Origin of the sequence: Marinobacter salsuginis (assembly GCF_009617755.1) — a bacterium.
Taxonomy (GTDB): Bacteria; Pseudomonadota; Gammaproteobacteria; order Pseudomonadales; family Oleiphilaceae; genus Marinobacter; species Marinobacter salsuginis.
The window spans coordinates 474,232-489,421 of the sequence record NZ_BGZH01000002.1 but is presented as its reverse complement, the minus strand read 5'-3'; the positions used below and the strand labels follow the sequence as shown (position 1 = coordinate 489,421).

Genomic DNA, 15,190 nt, shown 5'->3' with positions numbered 1-15,190 from the left:
TAGAGACCGGTGTGATGAAGGTGTTTACCGACATCGCCTGGGGGCAGTGGATCAGTTCCGCTTTTCTTGTCGTGCTCGGGCTGTTTCTCGGTTCCCTGGCCGCCCGCAGCGTTGGCCGTTTCATGGCCCAGCGCACCTCCCGCCACCATACTGTCATGGTCCGGCGGCTGGTGTTCTATGTCATCGTTCTCTTGTTTTTCGTGGCGGCACTGCGGGAGGCCGGGTTCTCCCTGGATGTGGTGCTTGGAGCCGCCGGTATCCTGACCGTTGCCATCGGCTTTGCCTCCCAGACCTCCGCCTCGAACATGATCAGCGGCTTGTTTCTGCTGGTGGAAAAACCCTTCGAAATCGGTGACTTCATTGAGGTAGATGCCACCATCGGCGAGGTAGTCGCAATCGATATGCTCAGCGTGAAATTGCGCACTCCAGACAACCTGTACGTTCGGATTCCGAACGAAACCCTGATCAAAACCCGGGTTGTCAATCGTTCCCGGTTTCCAATCCGCCGGCTCGACCTGACCGTGGGAATTGCCTACGCTGAAGATGTAGAACGTGTAGAAAGCCTGCTGCTGGACCTTGCGGAAAAGAACCCGGTCTGTCTCGAAGAGCCCAAGCCGTTCACGCTGGTAACAGCGTTTGGCCCCTCCTCTGTGGATTTGCAGTTCTCGTATTGGGTGCCCAAGGAAAAGGTGCTTGAGGGGCGAAGCGGTATGATGGTTGCGATCAAGAAAACCCTGGATCGGGAAGGCATTGAAATTCCGTTCCCGCATACCAGCGTGTATGCGGGTAGCCATTCAGAGCCGTTCCGTGTTCAGCTGTTGGGGCCGGAAAAAATCACTGAAAAGGATCTCCCGGATGTCGACAAAGACAGCTGAAGTTATCAAAACCATCCCGCCAACCCCAGCCGAGAACAAGATGAGTCTTGGCTGGCGTGAATGGGTGGCGTTGCCGGATCTGGATATCAGCCGTATCAAGGCGAAAATCGACACGGGAGCTCGAACTTCCTGCCTCCACACATTCCGGACCGAGCCCTACACAGAAAATGGTGAACGTCGCGTACGCTTCTGGGTGCATCCGGTGCAAAACGATTTGCATCAGGTTGTCGAGTGCGATGCCAAGGTACTGGACGAGCGGAACGTTTCCGACTCCGGTGGCCATAAGGAAATGCGCCTGGTTATCGAAACCACGCTGCTGATTGGCGGCCAGCAATGGCCCATTGAAATGACGTTGACCAACCGGGATTCCATGCGGTTCCGGATGTTGTTGGGCCGCACTGCCATGTCAGGGCGCTCAGTGATCTATCCCGAAGCTTCCTATCTTGCCGGCGAACCGGCCCTAAGGACTGAAAAATGAAAATTGCGGTACTGTCGCGAAATCGTCACCTCTACTCGACCCGTCGTCTGGTGGAGGAGGGCATCAATCGTGGCCATGAGGTGAAGGTCATCGACTGCCTTCACTGTTCGATGAATATCACCTCTGCCAATCCCCAGATCCACTATCACGAGGAGGTTCTGGAGGATTTTGACGTGGTGATCCCCCGTATCGGTGCATCGGTGACCTTCTACGGCACGGCGGTATTGCGCCAGTTCGAGATGATGGGCGTGTTCCCGGTGAATGAATCCGTGGCCATCAGCCGGTCCCGGGACAAGCTGCGCTCGCTGCAACTGCTGGCCCGGAAGGGTGTGGGTATGCCGATTACCGGTTTCGCGAACAAGCCGGACAACGTTCCTGAGTTGCTACAGATGGTGGGCGGGGCGCCGGTGGTGATCAAGCTGTTGCAAGGCACCCAGGGCATCGGTGTGGTGCTTGCAGAAACCCGCAAGGCTGCGGAAAGTGTGATCGAGGCTTTCATGGGCCTGAAGGCGGATATCCTGGTGCAGGAATTCATCAAGGAAGCGGGCGGCGCTGATATCCGGTGCTTCGTAATTGGCGACAAAGTGATTGCCGCCATGAAACGTCAGGGGGCTGAGGGCGAGTTCAGGTCCAATCTTCACCGGGGAGGCACCGCTTCACTCATTCGCATTACCCCGCAGGAACGTAGTACTGCGATCAAAGCCGCCAAAGCCATGGGGCTGAACGTTGCCGGTGTGGACCTTCTGCGCTCCAGCAGGGGGCCGCTGGTAATGGAGGTGAACTCATCGCCGGGACTGGAAGGTATCGAGAATGCTACCGGCAAGAACGTGGCGGGCATGATCATCAACTGGACCGAGAAAAATCAGAAGCCCTGGAAAACGGGCACCAAGGGCGGGAGAGGCTGACCGATGGCCCGAGCGCCCTTTGAAATTGCAGGCACCGAGATTAAGGCCGGGACCCGTCAAACCGTGGAAGTGCCGGTGGCTAAGCTCTATACCCACACTCCCCTACATATTCCGGTGGAAGTGGTGCACGGCCGCCGGAACGGTCCGGTACTGATGGTGTGCGGCGCAATTCATGGCGATGAGATCAATGGCGTCGAAATCGTCCGCCGGGTGCTTACCAATTCGGCACTGAGGCATCTTCGCGGTACCCTGGTTGCGGTGCCAATCGTCAATATTTTTGGATTCGTGCAACGCACCCGTTACCTGCCAGACCGGAGGGATCTGAACCGCTGTTTCCCTGGCAGCGAGACCGGGTCTCTGGGCGGGCGCATTGCCTATCTGCTGCGCACCCAGATCATGGAGCGGGTAACCCACATCATCGACTTACACACCGGAGCGATCCACCGGTTCAACCTGCCACAAATTCGTGCCGAGCTGAAGAACTCGGAAACTGTGCGGATGGCCGAGGCTTTTGGTGCACCGATCATTATCAATTCCGGGCTGCGCGAGGGCAGTCTTCGTGCGTACGCCGATTCACAGGATATTCCGGTGATCACCTTTGAGGGGGGCGAGGCGCTGCGCTTTGATGATGTCGTGATTGGCAGCGGTGTGAAAGGCGTGATCCGGGTCATGCGTGAGCTGGAAATGATTCCGGCGAAAAAAGGGCCCAGGGCACCGAGAAAACGGTCTGAAACCGCTGCCAACTCCCAATGGGTGCGGGCAGATATCGACGGCATCATGCGGCCGGTTGCCCGGTTGGGCCAGAAGGTGCGCAAAGGCCAGAGGCTGGCGATGGTGGCGGACCCCTTCGGCGAATCGGAAACCGCAGTGGTGTCGCCTTGCTCGGGTATCGTCATCTGCGTCAACAACCTGCCACTGGTGAACGAGGGCGAGGCCATTTATCACGTTGCCCGGTTTGACGAGCTGAGCGAGGCGGAAAAGGCCATGGATTATTTTCGTAGCAGCTACGAAGGCGATGTCGGTGATGACGTGGTTCCGGTGCACCCCTGGGATGATCGCCAGAAATAGAAAGGAGGGTCACCATGATCTGGGATCAGTCGTTGATCGAATTGGCGCCTCTGCCCAGGGGCTTTCATCTGGTAACCAATGAAATCGTGGCCCAGGCGCCGGATATGACCAACTGCGAGGTTGGGCTACTGCACCTTTTCATCCAGCACACGTCGGCCTCCCTGGCGGTGAATGAAAATGCGGACCCGGATGTACGAGGCGATCTGGAGCGCCATTTCAATGTCATGGTTCCGGAGAATGCGCCGCATTATGAGCATGTGATGGAAGGGCCGGACGATATGCCGGCCCATATCAAAAGCATACTGATCGGTCCCTCCCTGACCCTGCCGGTCAGTCATGGTCATCTGGCCCTGGGAACCTGGCAGGGGCTTTACCTCTGCGAGCACCGGGACCGGGCCGGAAGCCGGCGTATCGTGGCAACCTTGCAGGGACGCTGGTAACCCTGCGCTTGTGCTGCCCCGATGCCGTGGAACGTGTTGGTCTTCACCCATTGGCTCTTGCTGATGGGTGGATATCCACCCATTTTCAGCCCTGAATCCTCTCCTGAATTCACTAATGCTCTGTTTTAAATAATTAATTCGGAACTGGTCTGCTCCTTGCTCTTGGGAATACCCACCGAGGTAACATAGCTTCGTTGAGCACCCAACAAACAAAATGAAACGGGAGCATTCTCTATGAAAACCCAAGCCGTAATGGCGGTAGCATTCGCCTCCACCTTCGCCGTCGCAACCCCCGCAGCAGCCCAGGACCGTTCAGACTGGCCCACCAACTTCACCGTTGGTACTGCCAGCCAGGGTGGGACCTACTTTGCCTATGGTTCCGGTTGGGCCAACTTTGTGGCTGAAAACCTGGGCGTCTCCGGTGGCGCAGAAATCACCGGCGGTCCAGTGCAGAACATGGCGCTCGTGCATACCGGCGACCTCAAATTCGGCCTGACCACCATGGGTCCCGCCCGTGAGTCCATGGAGGGTAATAGCCCGCTGGCTCCGGGTATGATGATGGACAATGTCTGCGCCATGTTCCCGATGTACGAGACGCCGTTCTCGGTAACCGCGCTCTCCAGCTCCGGCATCACCTCCATTGCTGATATACCGGATGGCGCGACCATAGGCTTCGGACCGGCGGGTTCCACCTCCGATACCTACTTCCCGCGCATGATGGAAACCCTGGGTGTGAACTTTGAGCGCCGTAACGGCAGCTGGTCCGATCTGGGTGGTCAGCTCCAGGATGGCCTGATTGACGTGGTGGCTTTCGCGGCAGGTATCCCTATTCCGGCGGTCAGCCAGCTGGAAGTCCAGACTGATGTGAATATCATCGGTATGACCGATGCCGAGGCAGAAACCATCATCAATAACTTCCCGGTCTCCGAATTCATCATCCCTGCGTCCACCTACCAGTCCCTGGATGCACCTTCCCGCGTGGTGTCCATGTGGAACTTCGCGATGGTTAACTGTGATGTGTCCGAAAGCTTCGTGTATGAGATCACCAAGCTGACCATGGAGAACAATGACAAGATGGTTTCCATCCACAAGGCGGCCCGCAATTCGGTTCCCGAGAACTACACAAAGAACAACGTTCTGCCCTGGCACCCGGGCGCGGCACGTTGGTTTAACGAGAACGGTTACCCGATCGAAGACAGCAAGATCAAGTAACAGTGCTCAGGCGGGGGGCGGCCTGGCGGCCCCCCGCAAATTAAGACCAGCAGGGTTCTGGTCCCGATTTGCCTGCAAGCAGGGTGTGTCATGACTACCGAACAAAACTCGAAAGATCTTCCGGACATCGAAGTGGGCGAGGACCATGTGCTCGCACACAACGTGGATGATGAGCCGGTCGAAGCCAACCGTCGCCTGTTCGAAGGCGGCTTGCTGAAATTTGTCGCCATGCTGGCGATCGCCTACTCAGCCTTTCACCTGTATTCCCTGAACATAGCGCCCCTTGAGACCTGGTCGTTCCGGATCGTTCACATCGCCGGCGCCCTGGTACTGGGTTTCGTGCTGTTTGCCGGCGCCCGGTTCGTATCATCCGAAGAGGGTGGTGCCCGCCATCGGTGGACGACCTGGATCAGTGCTGGCGCCATGCTGCCGGCTCTCTATGTGTTGTATCAGACGTTCTCGTTCTGGCAGATGGTCCAGAATGGCGCCATGCGAATCCCTGCTGAACTTGAGGTGTGGCACTTTGGCTGGCCTTTGCTGGCGGCAACCGGTGCCGGCATTGTCATGAGCTGGTTTCACCAACGCGAGCGATCGGTGTTCAGCGTTCCCGATCTGGTGCTGATCGCCTGCTCGCTGGCCGTTGCCGCTTACTTTCTGGTGGTCTACAACACGTCTATGCGTATGTCGACCGGTACGTCCTTCGCGCCGGTAGGTATTTCCTTTGCCGCTATTGCGGGTACCGCCTTGATCATGGAGCTGACCCGGCGTGTTGCTGGCATGGCGCTGGTGATCATTGGCCTGGTTTTCCTGGCTTATGTGTTCGCCGGCCCTTACCTGCCGGGTTTTCTTGGCTACCCCGGTCTTTCCGTACAGCGGTTCTTCAGCCAGGTCTACACGGACGCCGGGATTCTCGGGCCAACCACCGCAGTGTCCTCGACCTACATCATTCTCTTCATTATTTTTGCCGCCTTCCTGCAGTCCTCGAAGGTGGGCGACTACTTCGTGAATTTTGCATTTGCTGCGGCTGGCCGTTCCCGGGGTGGCCCGGCCAAGGTCTCGATCTTCGCGTCCGGTTTGATGGGTATGATCAACGGCACCAGTGCCGGCAACGTGGTCTCTACGGGTTCACTGACGATTCCGTTGATGAAAAAGGTGGGCTATAGCAAACAGTCTGCCGGCGCTGTCGAGGCGGCTGCGTCTACTGGCGGGCAGATCATGCCACCGATCATGGGCGCCGGTGCCTTTATCATGGCTGAGATTACCGGCATTCCCTACACCGAGATTGCTATTGCGGCGATTATCCCGGCGATCCTGTATTTCGCCTCGGTCTACTTCATGGTGGATTTTGAGGCCGCCAAGACAGGTATGCGCGGCATGCGTGAAGATGAGCTGCCGAAGCTCAAAACCATGATGAAGCAGTGCTACCTGTTCGTGCCGATCATCATATTGATCGTGGCGCTGTTCATGGGTTACTCGGTGATCCGGGCAGGTACCCTGGCGACCGTTTCTGCCGCTGTGGTGAGCTGGTTGTCTCCCAACAAGATGGGCCTGCGGCAAATCCTTCAGGCGTTGGAAATCGCATCCTACATGGCAATCCAGATTATCGTGGTGTGCGCCGCGGCCGGGGTTATCGTGGGCGTAATCTCCCTGACCGGAGTTGGTGCACGCTTCTCTGTGTTGTTGTTGGATGTTGCTGCCACCAGCCAGCTGCTGGCGCTGATTTTCGCCATGTTCATCTCCATTCTTTTGGGTATGGGAATGCCCACCACGGCGGCTTATGCGGTTGCCGCTTCTGTGGTAGCTCCAGGCCTGGTGCAGTTGGGGATTGAGCCGCTGACCGCTCACTTCTTTGTGTTCTACTTCGCTGTGGTGTCGGCGATCACGCCACCGGTTGCGCTTGCGTCCTATGCTGCGGCAGGGATTTCCGGCGCCAACGCGATGGAAACCTCCGTGGCCTCGTTCCGGATTGGCATTGCAGCCTTCATCGTGCCCTTCATGTTCTTCTACAACAGTGCTCTGTTGATGGAAGCGGGGTGGTTCGAGATCGCAAGGGCGCTGGTAACCGCAACGTTTGGTGTCTACATGCTGTCTGGCGGTGTGCTTGGCTGGTTTGCGAGGGTTTCTGCTTCCTGGGTAACCCGAGTCCTCCTGATTGCCGCCGCGCTACTGATGATCGAGGGCGGGCTCTGGACAGACCTTACCGGTATTGCCCTGGCGGTTCTGGCCTTCGTCATCCAGAAACAGCGGAAAGCTCGCCTTGCCACGGCAGGTGTCGTGTAAAGAGGCATGGCTGCGAGGATCTGCAACAGAACAACCGTACCCTGTTAGCCAGGGTACGGTTGTTCTGGCTTCAGCCTGCCTATACTCTAGCGGCTTTCCGCGGTTGTTCAGGAACCGGATGCTATGTCCTACCGGATCGGTGCTGTTCTTGTTTTCGTTGCCACACTGGTTGTGTCCTGGCTGCTTGGAGGCTGGGTCGGATACCGGCAGGTGGAGCAGGAGAGCCTGGAAGAGTCGTTCCGTTACCGGCAGCTGGTTGCCAATGAGTTGAACCGGTATCTGCCGGTCCCCGAGTTGATGGCAGAGCATCCGCTGCTTGAACGGGCACTGACTGACCCGGGTAATCCGGACGTTATTCTCGAAGCCAACGAGCAGATGCAGCGTATGGCCACCATTGTGGGTAGCTCCGACGTTTACCTGATGGATGTAAACGGCCTGACCATCGCCGCCAACAACTATCAGCAAGCCGACAGCTTTGTCGGCAGCAACTACGCTTTCCGGCCCTATTTTTCAGAAGCAGTGTCTAATCGGGATTCGGCCATCTATTTTGCTTTGGGGCTTATGTCGGGAGTCCGCGGCCTGTACTTTTCACATCCTGTCATCGACGACTCGGGCCGTCTTCTCGGAGTGGTGGCCGTAAAGGTTCTTGTTCATGAGCTGGAATCCCAGTGGGATCGGCCTGCTTCTCTCAGGGAAGCAGAAATGGTCGTGCTGGATGACGCTGGTATCAGTTTTCTGGCAAGCAAACCCAATTGGTTGTATCGGAACTTTTCAAATGCGGGGGTGGCCCCGGACGCGGCTTCCCGTCAGCGTTATCCGGACCGCGACCTGAACCCGATCGAATTCGATAACCTGGGTAAGCCCTGGGGCTTGTCGGAGAATTCCACTGCCATCAATATTCTTGAAAACGGCGAGGTCAGAGAGTATCTCAGCGTTCGAACGCCGCTGCCGAAACTGGACTGGAATCTTCAGGTAATGGTGAGCACGCGCTCTGTGGTCTGGACCCGTCTTGGATTTCTGGTTGGTGGTACCGCGCTGTTTTTTGGTGGTCTTCTGACCTGGCTTTATCTGCGCGAACGCTACCGGCGCGAAGCTGAACTTGCCTTGCGAGGCGAGCAACTGGAGCGCAGCGTGGCCGAGAGGACCGCAGACCTGGAGAACTCCAACCGCAAGCTGGTGGAAGAAATTCGGGAACGTGAACGTACCCAGAACGAACTTCGGGAAACCCAGCAGGAGTTGATTCAGGCGGCAAAACTGGCGGTGCTAGGACAGATGTCTGCAGGGCTCAACCACGAAATGAACCAGCCTCTGACGGCCATTCAGACCTACGCACGAAACAGCCGGCGCTTCCTTGAGAAAGGCGCAAGCGAGATGGTCGATGCTAACCTGTCAGAGATCATCGTCCTGTGTGACAAGATGGCGGAGCTGACCCGGCAGTTCAAGGTGTTCGCCCGCAAATCCGAGGGCCCGCCTGCAGTGGTCGATCTCCGGCAACCGATTGATGCTTCGTTGAAAATCATCGTAGCCCAGCAATCGAGCTCAGAGATCGACATCCAGTGGCGCCGCCCGGAGGCGCCGGTGATGTGCCACGGCGACTTGATCCGGATAGAGCAGGTCATGGTCAACCTGATGGCCAATGCGGTTCAGGCGGTCGAGGGTGGCGAGCGACCGGAAATCCGGATCGATATAGAAGAAACCGAACATTGCTGGAAATGTCTGGTCCGTGACAATGGGCCCGGGTTGCAGGGCGACACCGAACAGATCTTCGAGCCCTTTTTTACCACCAAGTCGGTCAAACAGGGCCTGGGCCTGGGGCTTTCCATATCGCGCCAGATCGTGGATGCGCTGGGTGGCAGCCTGATCGGCCGCAATCGCAAGGACGGCCCCGGCGCTGAATTCGTTGTAACCCTCAAGAAGCGGGAGGCCACGGAATGACAGAATCTTCGGTAATCTTTGTGGACGATGATCCACACATCCGCCAGGCCATTGCCCAGACGCTGACCCTGGAGGACCTGCCGGTCAGCTGTTTCGAGGGGGCGCCGTCGGCACTCAAGCACATCAATGCCGAGTATGACGGTGTGGTTCTGTGTGATTACAACATGCCGGATATGAACGGCCTGGAGATGCTGGACCGGATCCGGGCGATTGATGACACCATTCCGGTGATCATCCTTACCGGCCAGGGGGACATAAGCACCGCCGTTACGGCAATGCAGCAAGGGGCGTACGATTTCATTGAAAAGCCCTTTGATCATGACGAGCTGATTGAGCTGCTTCGCCACGCCCTTGAGAAACGACACCTTGCCCTCGAAAACCGCCGTCTCAAGGCCCAGTTGCGTCACCTGGCCAGGCCGGGCCCCCGGATGCTTGGCGATTCGCCGTCCATGCGGAAAGTCATGGCCACTATTGATCCGATTCTTGATATCTCCGCCAATATTCTGCTGCATGGAGAGACCGGGTCGGGCAAGGACGCGCTGGCCCGGTATATCCATGAGAACAGTGGCCGCAGTGCCCATAATTTTGTTGCAATCAACTGTGGGGCAGTCCCCGAGAACCTGATCGAGAGCGAACTGTTTGGCCACGAAGCCGGTGCCTTCACCGGAGCGGAGAAACGCCGTATCGGCAAGATCGAGCATGCCCACAAGGGCACCCTGTTCCTCGATGAAGTGGAAAGCATGCCCATGCCGTTGCAGGTTAAGCTGTTACGGGTGCTGGAGGAACAACGGGTAGAGCGCCTGGGTAGCAATCAGGTGCAGGAAGTGGACGTGCGCATCATTGCTGCCACCAAGGCCGACCTGAAAAAACTCAGTGACGAGGGCGAGTTCCGGTCTGATCTCTACTACCGTCTAAACGTTGTGAAAGTGGATATTCCGCCGTTGCGAGAGCGCAAGGAAGACGTGCCGATGCTTTTCCACCACTTCGTACTCATTGCGGCCGCTCGCTATGATCGCGAAAGCATTCCCCTGGATGCCGGCCAGGCGGCCCGGCTGATGCAGCATTCCTGGCCCGGCAATGTTCGTGAACTCAGGAACCTGGCGGAGCGCTATGTGTTATTGGGGCCTGCAGCACTGGACGAGAATGAGCCGGCGGATGCCGGCAACGTAGCAGGCCGCCAGACGCTGGTTGAAATGATGGATGGTTTTGAACGCTCTGCTATTGTCAGCGCCCTCAACGCCAGCCACGGCAGCATCAAGGACACCATGGTGCAGCTCGGTATTGCCCGTAAAACCCTGTACGACAAGATGCGCAAGCACGGGCTGGATAAAGCCCAGTTCAAGGACTGAGCTACAAAATTTTACCGTCTCGGTTACCGGGCAGAAACAAACTACGCATTATCATCAATGATAATTCCGGCGGGTTTTTCGTAGTCTTGCGGGTTTTTCCGTGCCGGGCCACCCGGCTCCCTGAGTGTTCAACCTGAAAGACGACCAGCCATGAAAAACCTGACCATCCAGACACGGGTGCTATTGCTGGCCCTGGTGCCGGTGATTGTCCTTACCGCATTCCTGACAAGCTACAACCTGAATCAGGCCAGATTTATTGGCGAGGAGGCCGTTGCCGGCTTCTCCTCCGATATGGAGGAGAGCAAGCGGCAGGAGCTGCAAAATTATCTGGCCGTCGCCAAGTCCTCTATCGCGCATCTCTACAATCAACCGGGCTCCGCGGATGATCAGAAGGTTCGCGAAAAAGCCTGGGAGATACTCCGACAGCTTCGCTTCAACGATTCGGGAAGTACTGGTTATTTCTTTGCCTATGACACCAAAGGCGTCAACGTAATGCACGGTGTTAACCAGTCGCTCGAGGGCAGGAATCTGTGGGATTTCCAGGACCCGAATGGGACCTATCTCATCCGTGAGTTGGTGAAGGCGGCGCGTGGTGGCGGCGGCTACGTTCCCTATGGCTGGAAGAACAGCGATACCGGGGAAGTGGCCCCCAAACTGGGTTACGCAGAAATGCTGCCGAAGTGGGGCATTATGATCGGGACCGGATTCTGGGTTGATGGCCTGGAAACGCAGGTCACCGAGATGGAAAACCATGTCGGCGATTCCTTGCGCGATGCGATCATCGGGTCAGTCACCACTTCACTGATTGCACTGGCGCTGATCGTCCTGCTTGCCCTGGTTGTGGTACGCAGCATTATTCGTCCCCTGAAATCTGCGGTTTCAGCGATGAACGATATTGCCAGTGGTGATGGCGATCTGACCCGGCGCCTGGACGTTTCCGGCAAAGATGAGCTTGGACAGCTGGCAACCGCCTTCAACAGTTTTGCCGACCAGGTCCATGGACTGGTTGAGCGGGTACTGTCATCCACCCGGACACTGAACGAGGCCACGGCAGATCTGAATCAGGTCATGACCGAAGCCGAACAGGGTGTTGAGCGGCAGAAGTCCGAGAGTGATCAGGTTGCCACGGCCATGAATGAGATGACGGCTGCTGCCCAGGAGGTTGCCAGCAACGCCAGTGAAGCCTCCACGGCAGCCGACCATGCCAATGGGCAGGTCTGTGACGCTCAGGGTCTGGTGCACCAGGCTACCGAGGTCATTGGTGGGCTTTCAGAGCAGGTCAGTGAGGGGGTTCGCGTTATTGAACAGCTGGGCGCTGACTCCCGTCGCATTGACAGTGTGCTTGAGGTCATTCGTGAAATTGCCGATCAGACCAACCTGCTGGCGCTCAACGCGGCGATCGAAGCAGCACGAGCCGGTGAGGCCGGGCGAGGTTTTGCCGTGGTTGCCGATGAGGTGCGCACGCTGGCTCGCCGGACCCAGCAGAGTACCCAGGAAATCCAGGACATGATTGAGCGGTTGCAGTCCGGTGCCGGCAATGCGGTCAAACTGATCGGCTCAATCAGTGAGCGCAGTGAAGCAACCGTTGAAGAAACCCGCCAGGTGAACGAGGCGCTGCAGCGCATTGGTCAGGCGGTGGCAACAATCACGGATATGAACACCCAGATTGCCAGCGCTGCGGAAGAGCAGACCAGTGTTTCTGAAACCATTAACCAGAATGTGCACGAGATTGTTGCCATTACCGAACAGACGGCCCAGGGAACCCGCCGAGCCGGAGACGCAACTCAGCGCCTGAAAAATCTGGCGTCGGAGATGTCGGATGAGGTTAGCCGCTACCGGGTCTGATTCCAGCCGGTAATCTCGGGGGAAAGGGCAGAACGCGCGTTCTGCCCTTTTTTGTATCCGTGTCCCGTCCTGAACTGTCAGAGATTGGCTTCGGCAAACTCCGCCAGGACCGAGCGGGGTACACCCTGCAGGTGTATGTGGGCGCCATGGCGGAAGCCCTTGAAGCGCTCGGTCATATAGGTAAGGCCAGAACTCAGGGCGCTCAGATAGGGTGTATCGATCTGCGCAAGGTTGCCCAGACAGATTACCTTCGAGCCATTACCTGCCCGGGTAATAATGGTCTTGATCTGGTGCGGCGTCAGGTTCTGGGACTCGTCAATGATGATCAGACTGTGCTGGAAACTGCGGCCCCGGATATAGTTCATGGATTTGAAATGCAGAGGCACCTTGCTGAGGATGTAGTCAACGCTGGCGGTCATGTTCTCGTCGTCTTCGTGGAGCGCTTCCAGGTTGTCGACGATGGCGCCCAGCCAGGGCTCCATTTTTTCAGCCTCGGTGCCGGGCAGGAACCCGATGTCCTCATCCAGCCCCTGGGTGGAACGGGTGGCGATAATGCGCTTGTAAAGCTTGCTTGCCACGGTCATCTCGATACAGGCGGCCAGGGCCAGGATGGTTTTACCGGAACCGGCAGAACCCGTGAGATTGACCAGATGGATATCCGGGTCCAGCAGCAGGTTCAGCGCCATGGCCTGATAGATGTCCCGGGGTACCAGCCCCCAGACTTCCTCGTTCATCAGGTCGTGCTGATGCAGATCCTTGATAATCACCTGGGTGTCTGAAAGGTCTACCACCTTGCCGACAAAGCCCATTTCATCGATCACAAACTCATTGATGTTGAGCTTTGCCAGTTCTCCCTCGCGCTTGAGGATGTGCTCGGTGGTGCCTTCCCGCTGAACGGTCTCTACTTTCTCGATGGTGTCCCAGAAAGAGTTTGGAAATTCCCGATAGCCCTTGGGCAGAAGATCAATGTCATCAAGCAACTGGTCGTTGTGGTAGTCCTGCGCCTCCACGCCAAAGCCTCGCGCCTTCAGGCGCATATTGATGTCCTTGGAAACCAGGATAATATCCCGGGACTTGTGGCGGTTCTGGAGCGCGGCCAGGGTATTGATGATCTTGTTGTCGTTCAGGTGCTCGGGCAGCGAGTGGTTGCCGCTGTCACCGGTGCTCATCAGGATCGAAAGACTGCCCAGGGGCTCGGCCTTCTTGCCACGTACAATGGGTACACCCTTTTCGATGACTTTCGGGCTGGCATCGCCCAGCAACTTGTCGATGTTGCGAATCGCCTGCCGGCAGTCAGCGGCCACGGCTTGCTTGCCGGATTTGAGGCTGTCGAGTTCTTCGAGGACCGTCATCGGAATGATGACATCGTGTTCTTCAAAGTTGAGGAGGGCGTTCGGGTCGTGGATCAGGACGTTGGTGTCGAGGACGTACATCTTTCTGCGAGCTTGCGGTGCTCTGGGCATAGGTGGCGCTACCTCTCTGGTGGCTCAGTCGTTATCGGCGCAGCGTTGCGTGAGTTCCTCATCCGAGATCACTTTCAGCATATCGTAAGTCGTTATGATGCCGGTAATTTTTGAATCATTGGTGACAAAGATCCGGTGCAGGTGCTCGCGCATCATGATATTGGCAATGTCGCGCACCGGCGTCTTCTCGTCAACAGATAAAACGATCGGGGTCATGATGTCACGAACTTCTACCGGCACCTTTCCCATTTCTTCAAAGATCACCATCCGCAGACGACGGGCTTCCTCGCGTTCCTCTGGTGTCAGATGCCTGTCGGCATCGGAGCGAGTGGCGTTCCAGCGGAATTCGGTGATGTCTTTCAGAGTGGCAATACCGACAATCTCGCCATCGTCGTCGGTGACAGGGCTGCCGGTTATTTCGTTGTCGGTGAGAAAGCGTGCCAGGCGGTCCATGGTCCAGGATTGGGGAACGGCCTTTATACTGGGTGTCATGATCTCGTAGGCGAGAACGGTCATTGATCTGGGCTGCCTTATGAAGTCCTTTCCGAAAGCTTAGCGCGTGATCCCTTGCGCGTCATCCCTTCACAGGTCTGACGGGTCAGGAACCGGGCGGACTGATGCCAATGAGTTGGCCATCCTCATCGTAGACCAGTTGATAGCCGCGATACTTGTCCCTGTTTGCAACTCGTTCCAGCTCTTCCATGGAGCGCACCGGAATATCCACCAGCAGCGAGTTCACCAGCCATCCCGGCAGTGAGCCATTGGGATCCGTGTGCTGAACCCAGACCATCCTGGTTTTGTCTCCTTCCGGGGTGAACCGGTACAGGGTATCGGACCGGTCGACCCTGACCCGGCTGCTGCTCTCCGCCCGCTGATCGGGCATGGCGTTCAGATCCATGACAATCTCACCAGAAGCCCGGTCGCCCCGAGTCCGGATGCGCAGCACATAGTCCCGGTCGGTCACCGGCCATGGCATGTCATTCACCGAATAGGCAAAGCGATCATGGAACTCGCCATCGCCGAAGGCATAGGATTCAGAACAGTTGTGCACCCACTCAACACAGGAGCCGGGATTGGCCATGACGGCCATCAGGTTTTCGATGGGTGCATCGAGAACCGCCACGGCCTTGAAGGCCTTGAAGCTGGAGTCAGGCTGCTCGATGGTATACACCCGGATATGATCGGCTTCCTTTCGCAGTGTCCATTGCTCGTCGGTTTCAGTGGGCAGTTCAGCCCGGGCACTGGCGGCAACGGCAAATACCAGCAGTGCACAGACCAGCCCGCTGATGACCGAGGCCCAGCCCGTAATGCCATGGGCTATGCTCTTTCTCATAGGGTAC

The 15,190-nt window shown here is 57.3% G+C and carries 13 protein-coding genes; 10 read left to right on the top strand and 3 right to left on the bottom strand.

Features of this window, described 5'->3' with window-relative positions; genetic code table 11:
- Positions 1–14: 14 nt before the first annotated feature.
- The 10 genes from GJU83_RS13545 to GJU83_RS13500 all read left to right on the top strand — a co-directional run bounded on the left by GJU83_RS13545 (position 15) and on the right by GJU83_RS13500 (position 12,387).
- On the top strand, positions 15–875 hold the full coding sequence (locus tag GJU83_RS13545; RefSeq protein ID WP_136630237.1) for a mechanosensitive ion channel family protein: 861 nt from the start codon (positions 15–17) through the stop codon (positions 873–875).
- Entirely contained in the window at positions 856–1,353 is a 498-nt protein-coding gene (locus GJU83_RS13540; protein WP_069184063.1) for an ATP-dependent zinc protease family protein, read from the top strand. Before GJU83_RS13545 ends, GJU83_RS13540 begins: the two co-directional genes overlap by 20 nt.
- The gene (rimK, locus tag GJU83_RS13535) at positions 1,350–2,258 is read left to right on the top strand and encodes a 30S ribosomal protein S6--L-glutamate ligase (RefSeq protein ID WP_069184064.1); all 909 of its coding nucleotides are present in this window, start codon (positions 1,350–1,352) and stop codon (positions 2,256–2,258) included. The genes GJU83_RS13540 and rimK overlap by 4 nt, the downstream gene beginning before the upstream one ends.
- A 3-nt stretch (positions 2,259–2,261) precedes the next feature.
- The gene (locus tag GJU83_RS13530; protein ID WP_069184065.1) at positions 2,262–3,326 is read left to right on the top strand and encodes a succinylglutamate desuccinylase/aspartoacylase family protein; all 1,065 of its coding nucleotides are present in this window, start codon (positions 2,262–2,264) and stop codon (positions 3,324–3,326) included.
- A gap of 14 nt (positions 3,327–3,340) precedes the next feature.
- On the top strand, positions 3,341–3,766 hold the full coding sequence (locus tag GJU83_RS13525; RefSeq protein WP_069184066.1) for a secondary thiamine-phosphate synthase enzyme YjbQ: 426 nt from the start codon (positions 3,341–3,343) through the stop codon (positions 3,764–3,766).
- 234 nt (positions 3,767–4,000) lie between these two features.
- On the top strand, positions 4,001–4,978 hold the full coding sequence (locus GJU83_RS13520) for a TAXI family TRAP transporter solute-binding subunit (RefSeq protein ID WP_069184067.1): 978 nt from the start codon (positions 4,001–4,003) through the stop codon (positions 4,976–4,978).
- Positions 4,979–5,068: 90 nt separating this feature from the next.
- A complete protein-coding gene (locus GJU83_RS13515) occupies positions 5,069–7,258 on the top strand; it encodes a TRAP transporter permease (protein WP_069184068.1) in 2,190 nt (729 codons plus the stop codon).
- 123 nt (positions 7,259–7,381) lie between these two features.
- On the top strand, positions 7,382–9,193 hold the full coding sequence (locus GJU83_RS13510; protein ID WP_153634551.1) for a sensor histidine kinase: 1,812 nt from the start codon (positions 7,382–7,384) through the stop codon (positions 9,191–9,193).
- Positions 9,190–10,542, top strand: coding sequence for a sigma-54-dependent transcriptional regulator (locus GJU83_RS13505; protein ID WP_153634550.1), 1,353 nt, complete (start codon positions 9,190–9,192; stop codon positions 10,540–10,542). The genes GJU83_RS13510 and GJU83_RS13505 overlap by 4 nt, the downstream gene beginning before the upstream one ends.
- Before the next feature lie 150 nt (positions 10,543–10,692).
- A complete protein-coding gene (locus GJU83_RS13500) occupies positions 10,693–12,387 on the top strand; it encodes a methyl-accepting chemotaxis protein (RefSeq protein WP_153634549.1) in 1,695 nt (564 codons plus the stop codon).
- Between the two features lie 77 nt (positions 12,388–12,464).
- Here the strand turns inward: GJU83_RS13500 and GJU83_RS13495 are convergent, their stop codons facing one another.
- The 3 genes from GJU83_RS13495 to GJU83_RS13485 all read right to left on the bottom strand — a co-directional run bounded on the left by GJU83_RS13495 (position 12,465) and on the right by GJU83_RS13485 (position 15,183).
- The gene (locus GJU83_RS13495) at positions 12,465–13,850 is read right to left on the bottom strand and encodes a PhoH family protein (RefSeq protein ID WP_205632665.1); all 1,386 of its coding nucleotides are present in this window, start codon (positions 13,848–13,850) and stop codon (positions 12,465–12,467) included.
- A gap of 24 nt (positions 13,851–13,874) precedes the next feature.
- Positions 13,875–14,366, bottom strand: coding sequence for a CBS domain-containing protein (locus GJU83_RS13490; protein ID WP_008176308.1), 492 nt, complete (start codon positions 14,364–14,366; stop codon positions 13,875–13,877).
- 82 nt (positions 14,367–14,448) lie between these two features.
- Positions 14,449–15,183: an START domain-containing protein gene (locus GJU83_RS13485; protein ID WP_069184074.1), complete on the bottom strand. Its 735-nt coding sequence runs from the start codon at positions 15,181–15,183 to the stop codon at positions 14,449–14,451.
- Positions 15,184–15,190: the final 7 nt, after the last annotated feature.

Excerpts from the sequence above, each read along its gene's own strand:
- GJU83_RS13545 (WP_136630237.1), top strand. The coding sequence starts at position 15 with ATGAAGGTGTTTACCGACATCGCCTGGGGGCAGTGGATCAGTTCCGCT.
- GJU83_RS13540 (WP_069184063.1), top strand. The coding sequence starts at position 856 with ATGTCGACAAAGACAGCTGAAGTTATCAAAACCATCCCGCCAACCCCA.
- rimK (WP_069184064.1), top strand. The coding sequence starts at position 1,350 with ATGAAAATTGCGGTACTGTCGCGAAATCGTCACCTCTACTCGACCCGT.
- GJU83_RS13530 (WP_069184065.1), top strand. The coding sequence starts at position 2,262 with ATGGCCCGAGCGCCCTTTGAAATTGCAGGCACCGAGATTAAGGCCGGG.
- GJU83_RS13525 (WP_069184066.1), top strand. The coding sequence starts at position 3,341 with ATGATCTGGGATCAGTCGTTGATCGAATTGGCGCCTCTGCCCAGGGGC.
- GJU83_RS13520 (WP_069184067.1), top strand. The coding sequence starts at position 4,001 with ATGAAAACCCAAGCCGTAATGGCGGTAGCATTCGCCTCCACCTTCGCC.
- GJU83_RS13515 (WP_069184068.1), top strand. The coding sequence starts at position 5,069 with ATGACTACCGAACAAAACTCGAAAGATCTTCCGGACATCGAAGTGGGC.
- GJU83_RS13510 (WP_153634551.1), top strand. The coding sequence starts at position 7,382 with ATGTCCTACCGGATCGGTGCTGTTCTTGTTTTCGTTGCCACACTGGTT.
- GJU83_RS13505 (WP_153634550.1), top strand. The coding sequence starts at position 9,190 with ATGACAGAATCTTCGGTAATCTTTGTGGACGATGATCCACACATCCGC.
- GJU83_RS13500 (WP_153634549.1), top strand. The coding sequence starts at position 10,693 with ATGAAAAACCTGACCATCCAGACACGGGTGCTATTGCTGGCCCTGGTG.
- GJU83_RS13495 (WP_205632665.1), bottom strand. The coding sequence starts at position 13,850 with ATGCCCAGAGCACCGCAAGCTCGCAGAAAGATGTACGTCCTCGACACC.
- GJU83_RS13490 (WP_008176308.1), bottom strand. The coding sequence starts at position 14,366 with ATGACCGTTCTCGCCTACGAGATCATGACACCCAGTATAAAGGCCGTT.
- GJU83_RS13485 (WP_069184074.1), bottom strand. The coding sequence starts at position 15,183 with ATGAGAAAGAGCATAGCCCATGGCATTACGGGCTGGGCCTCGGTCATC.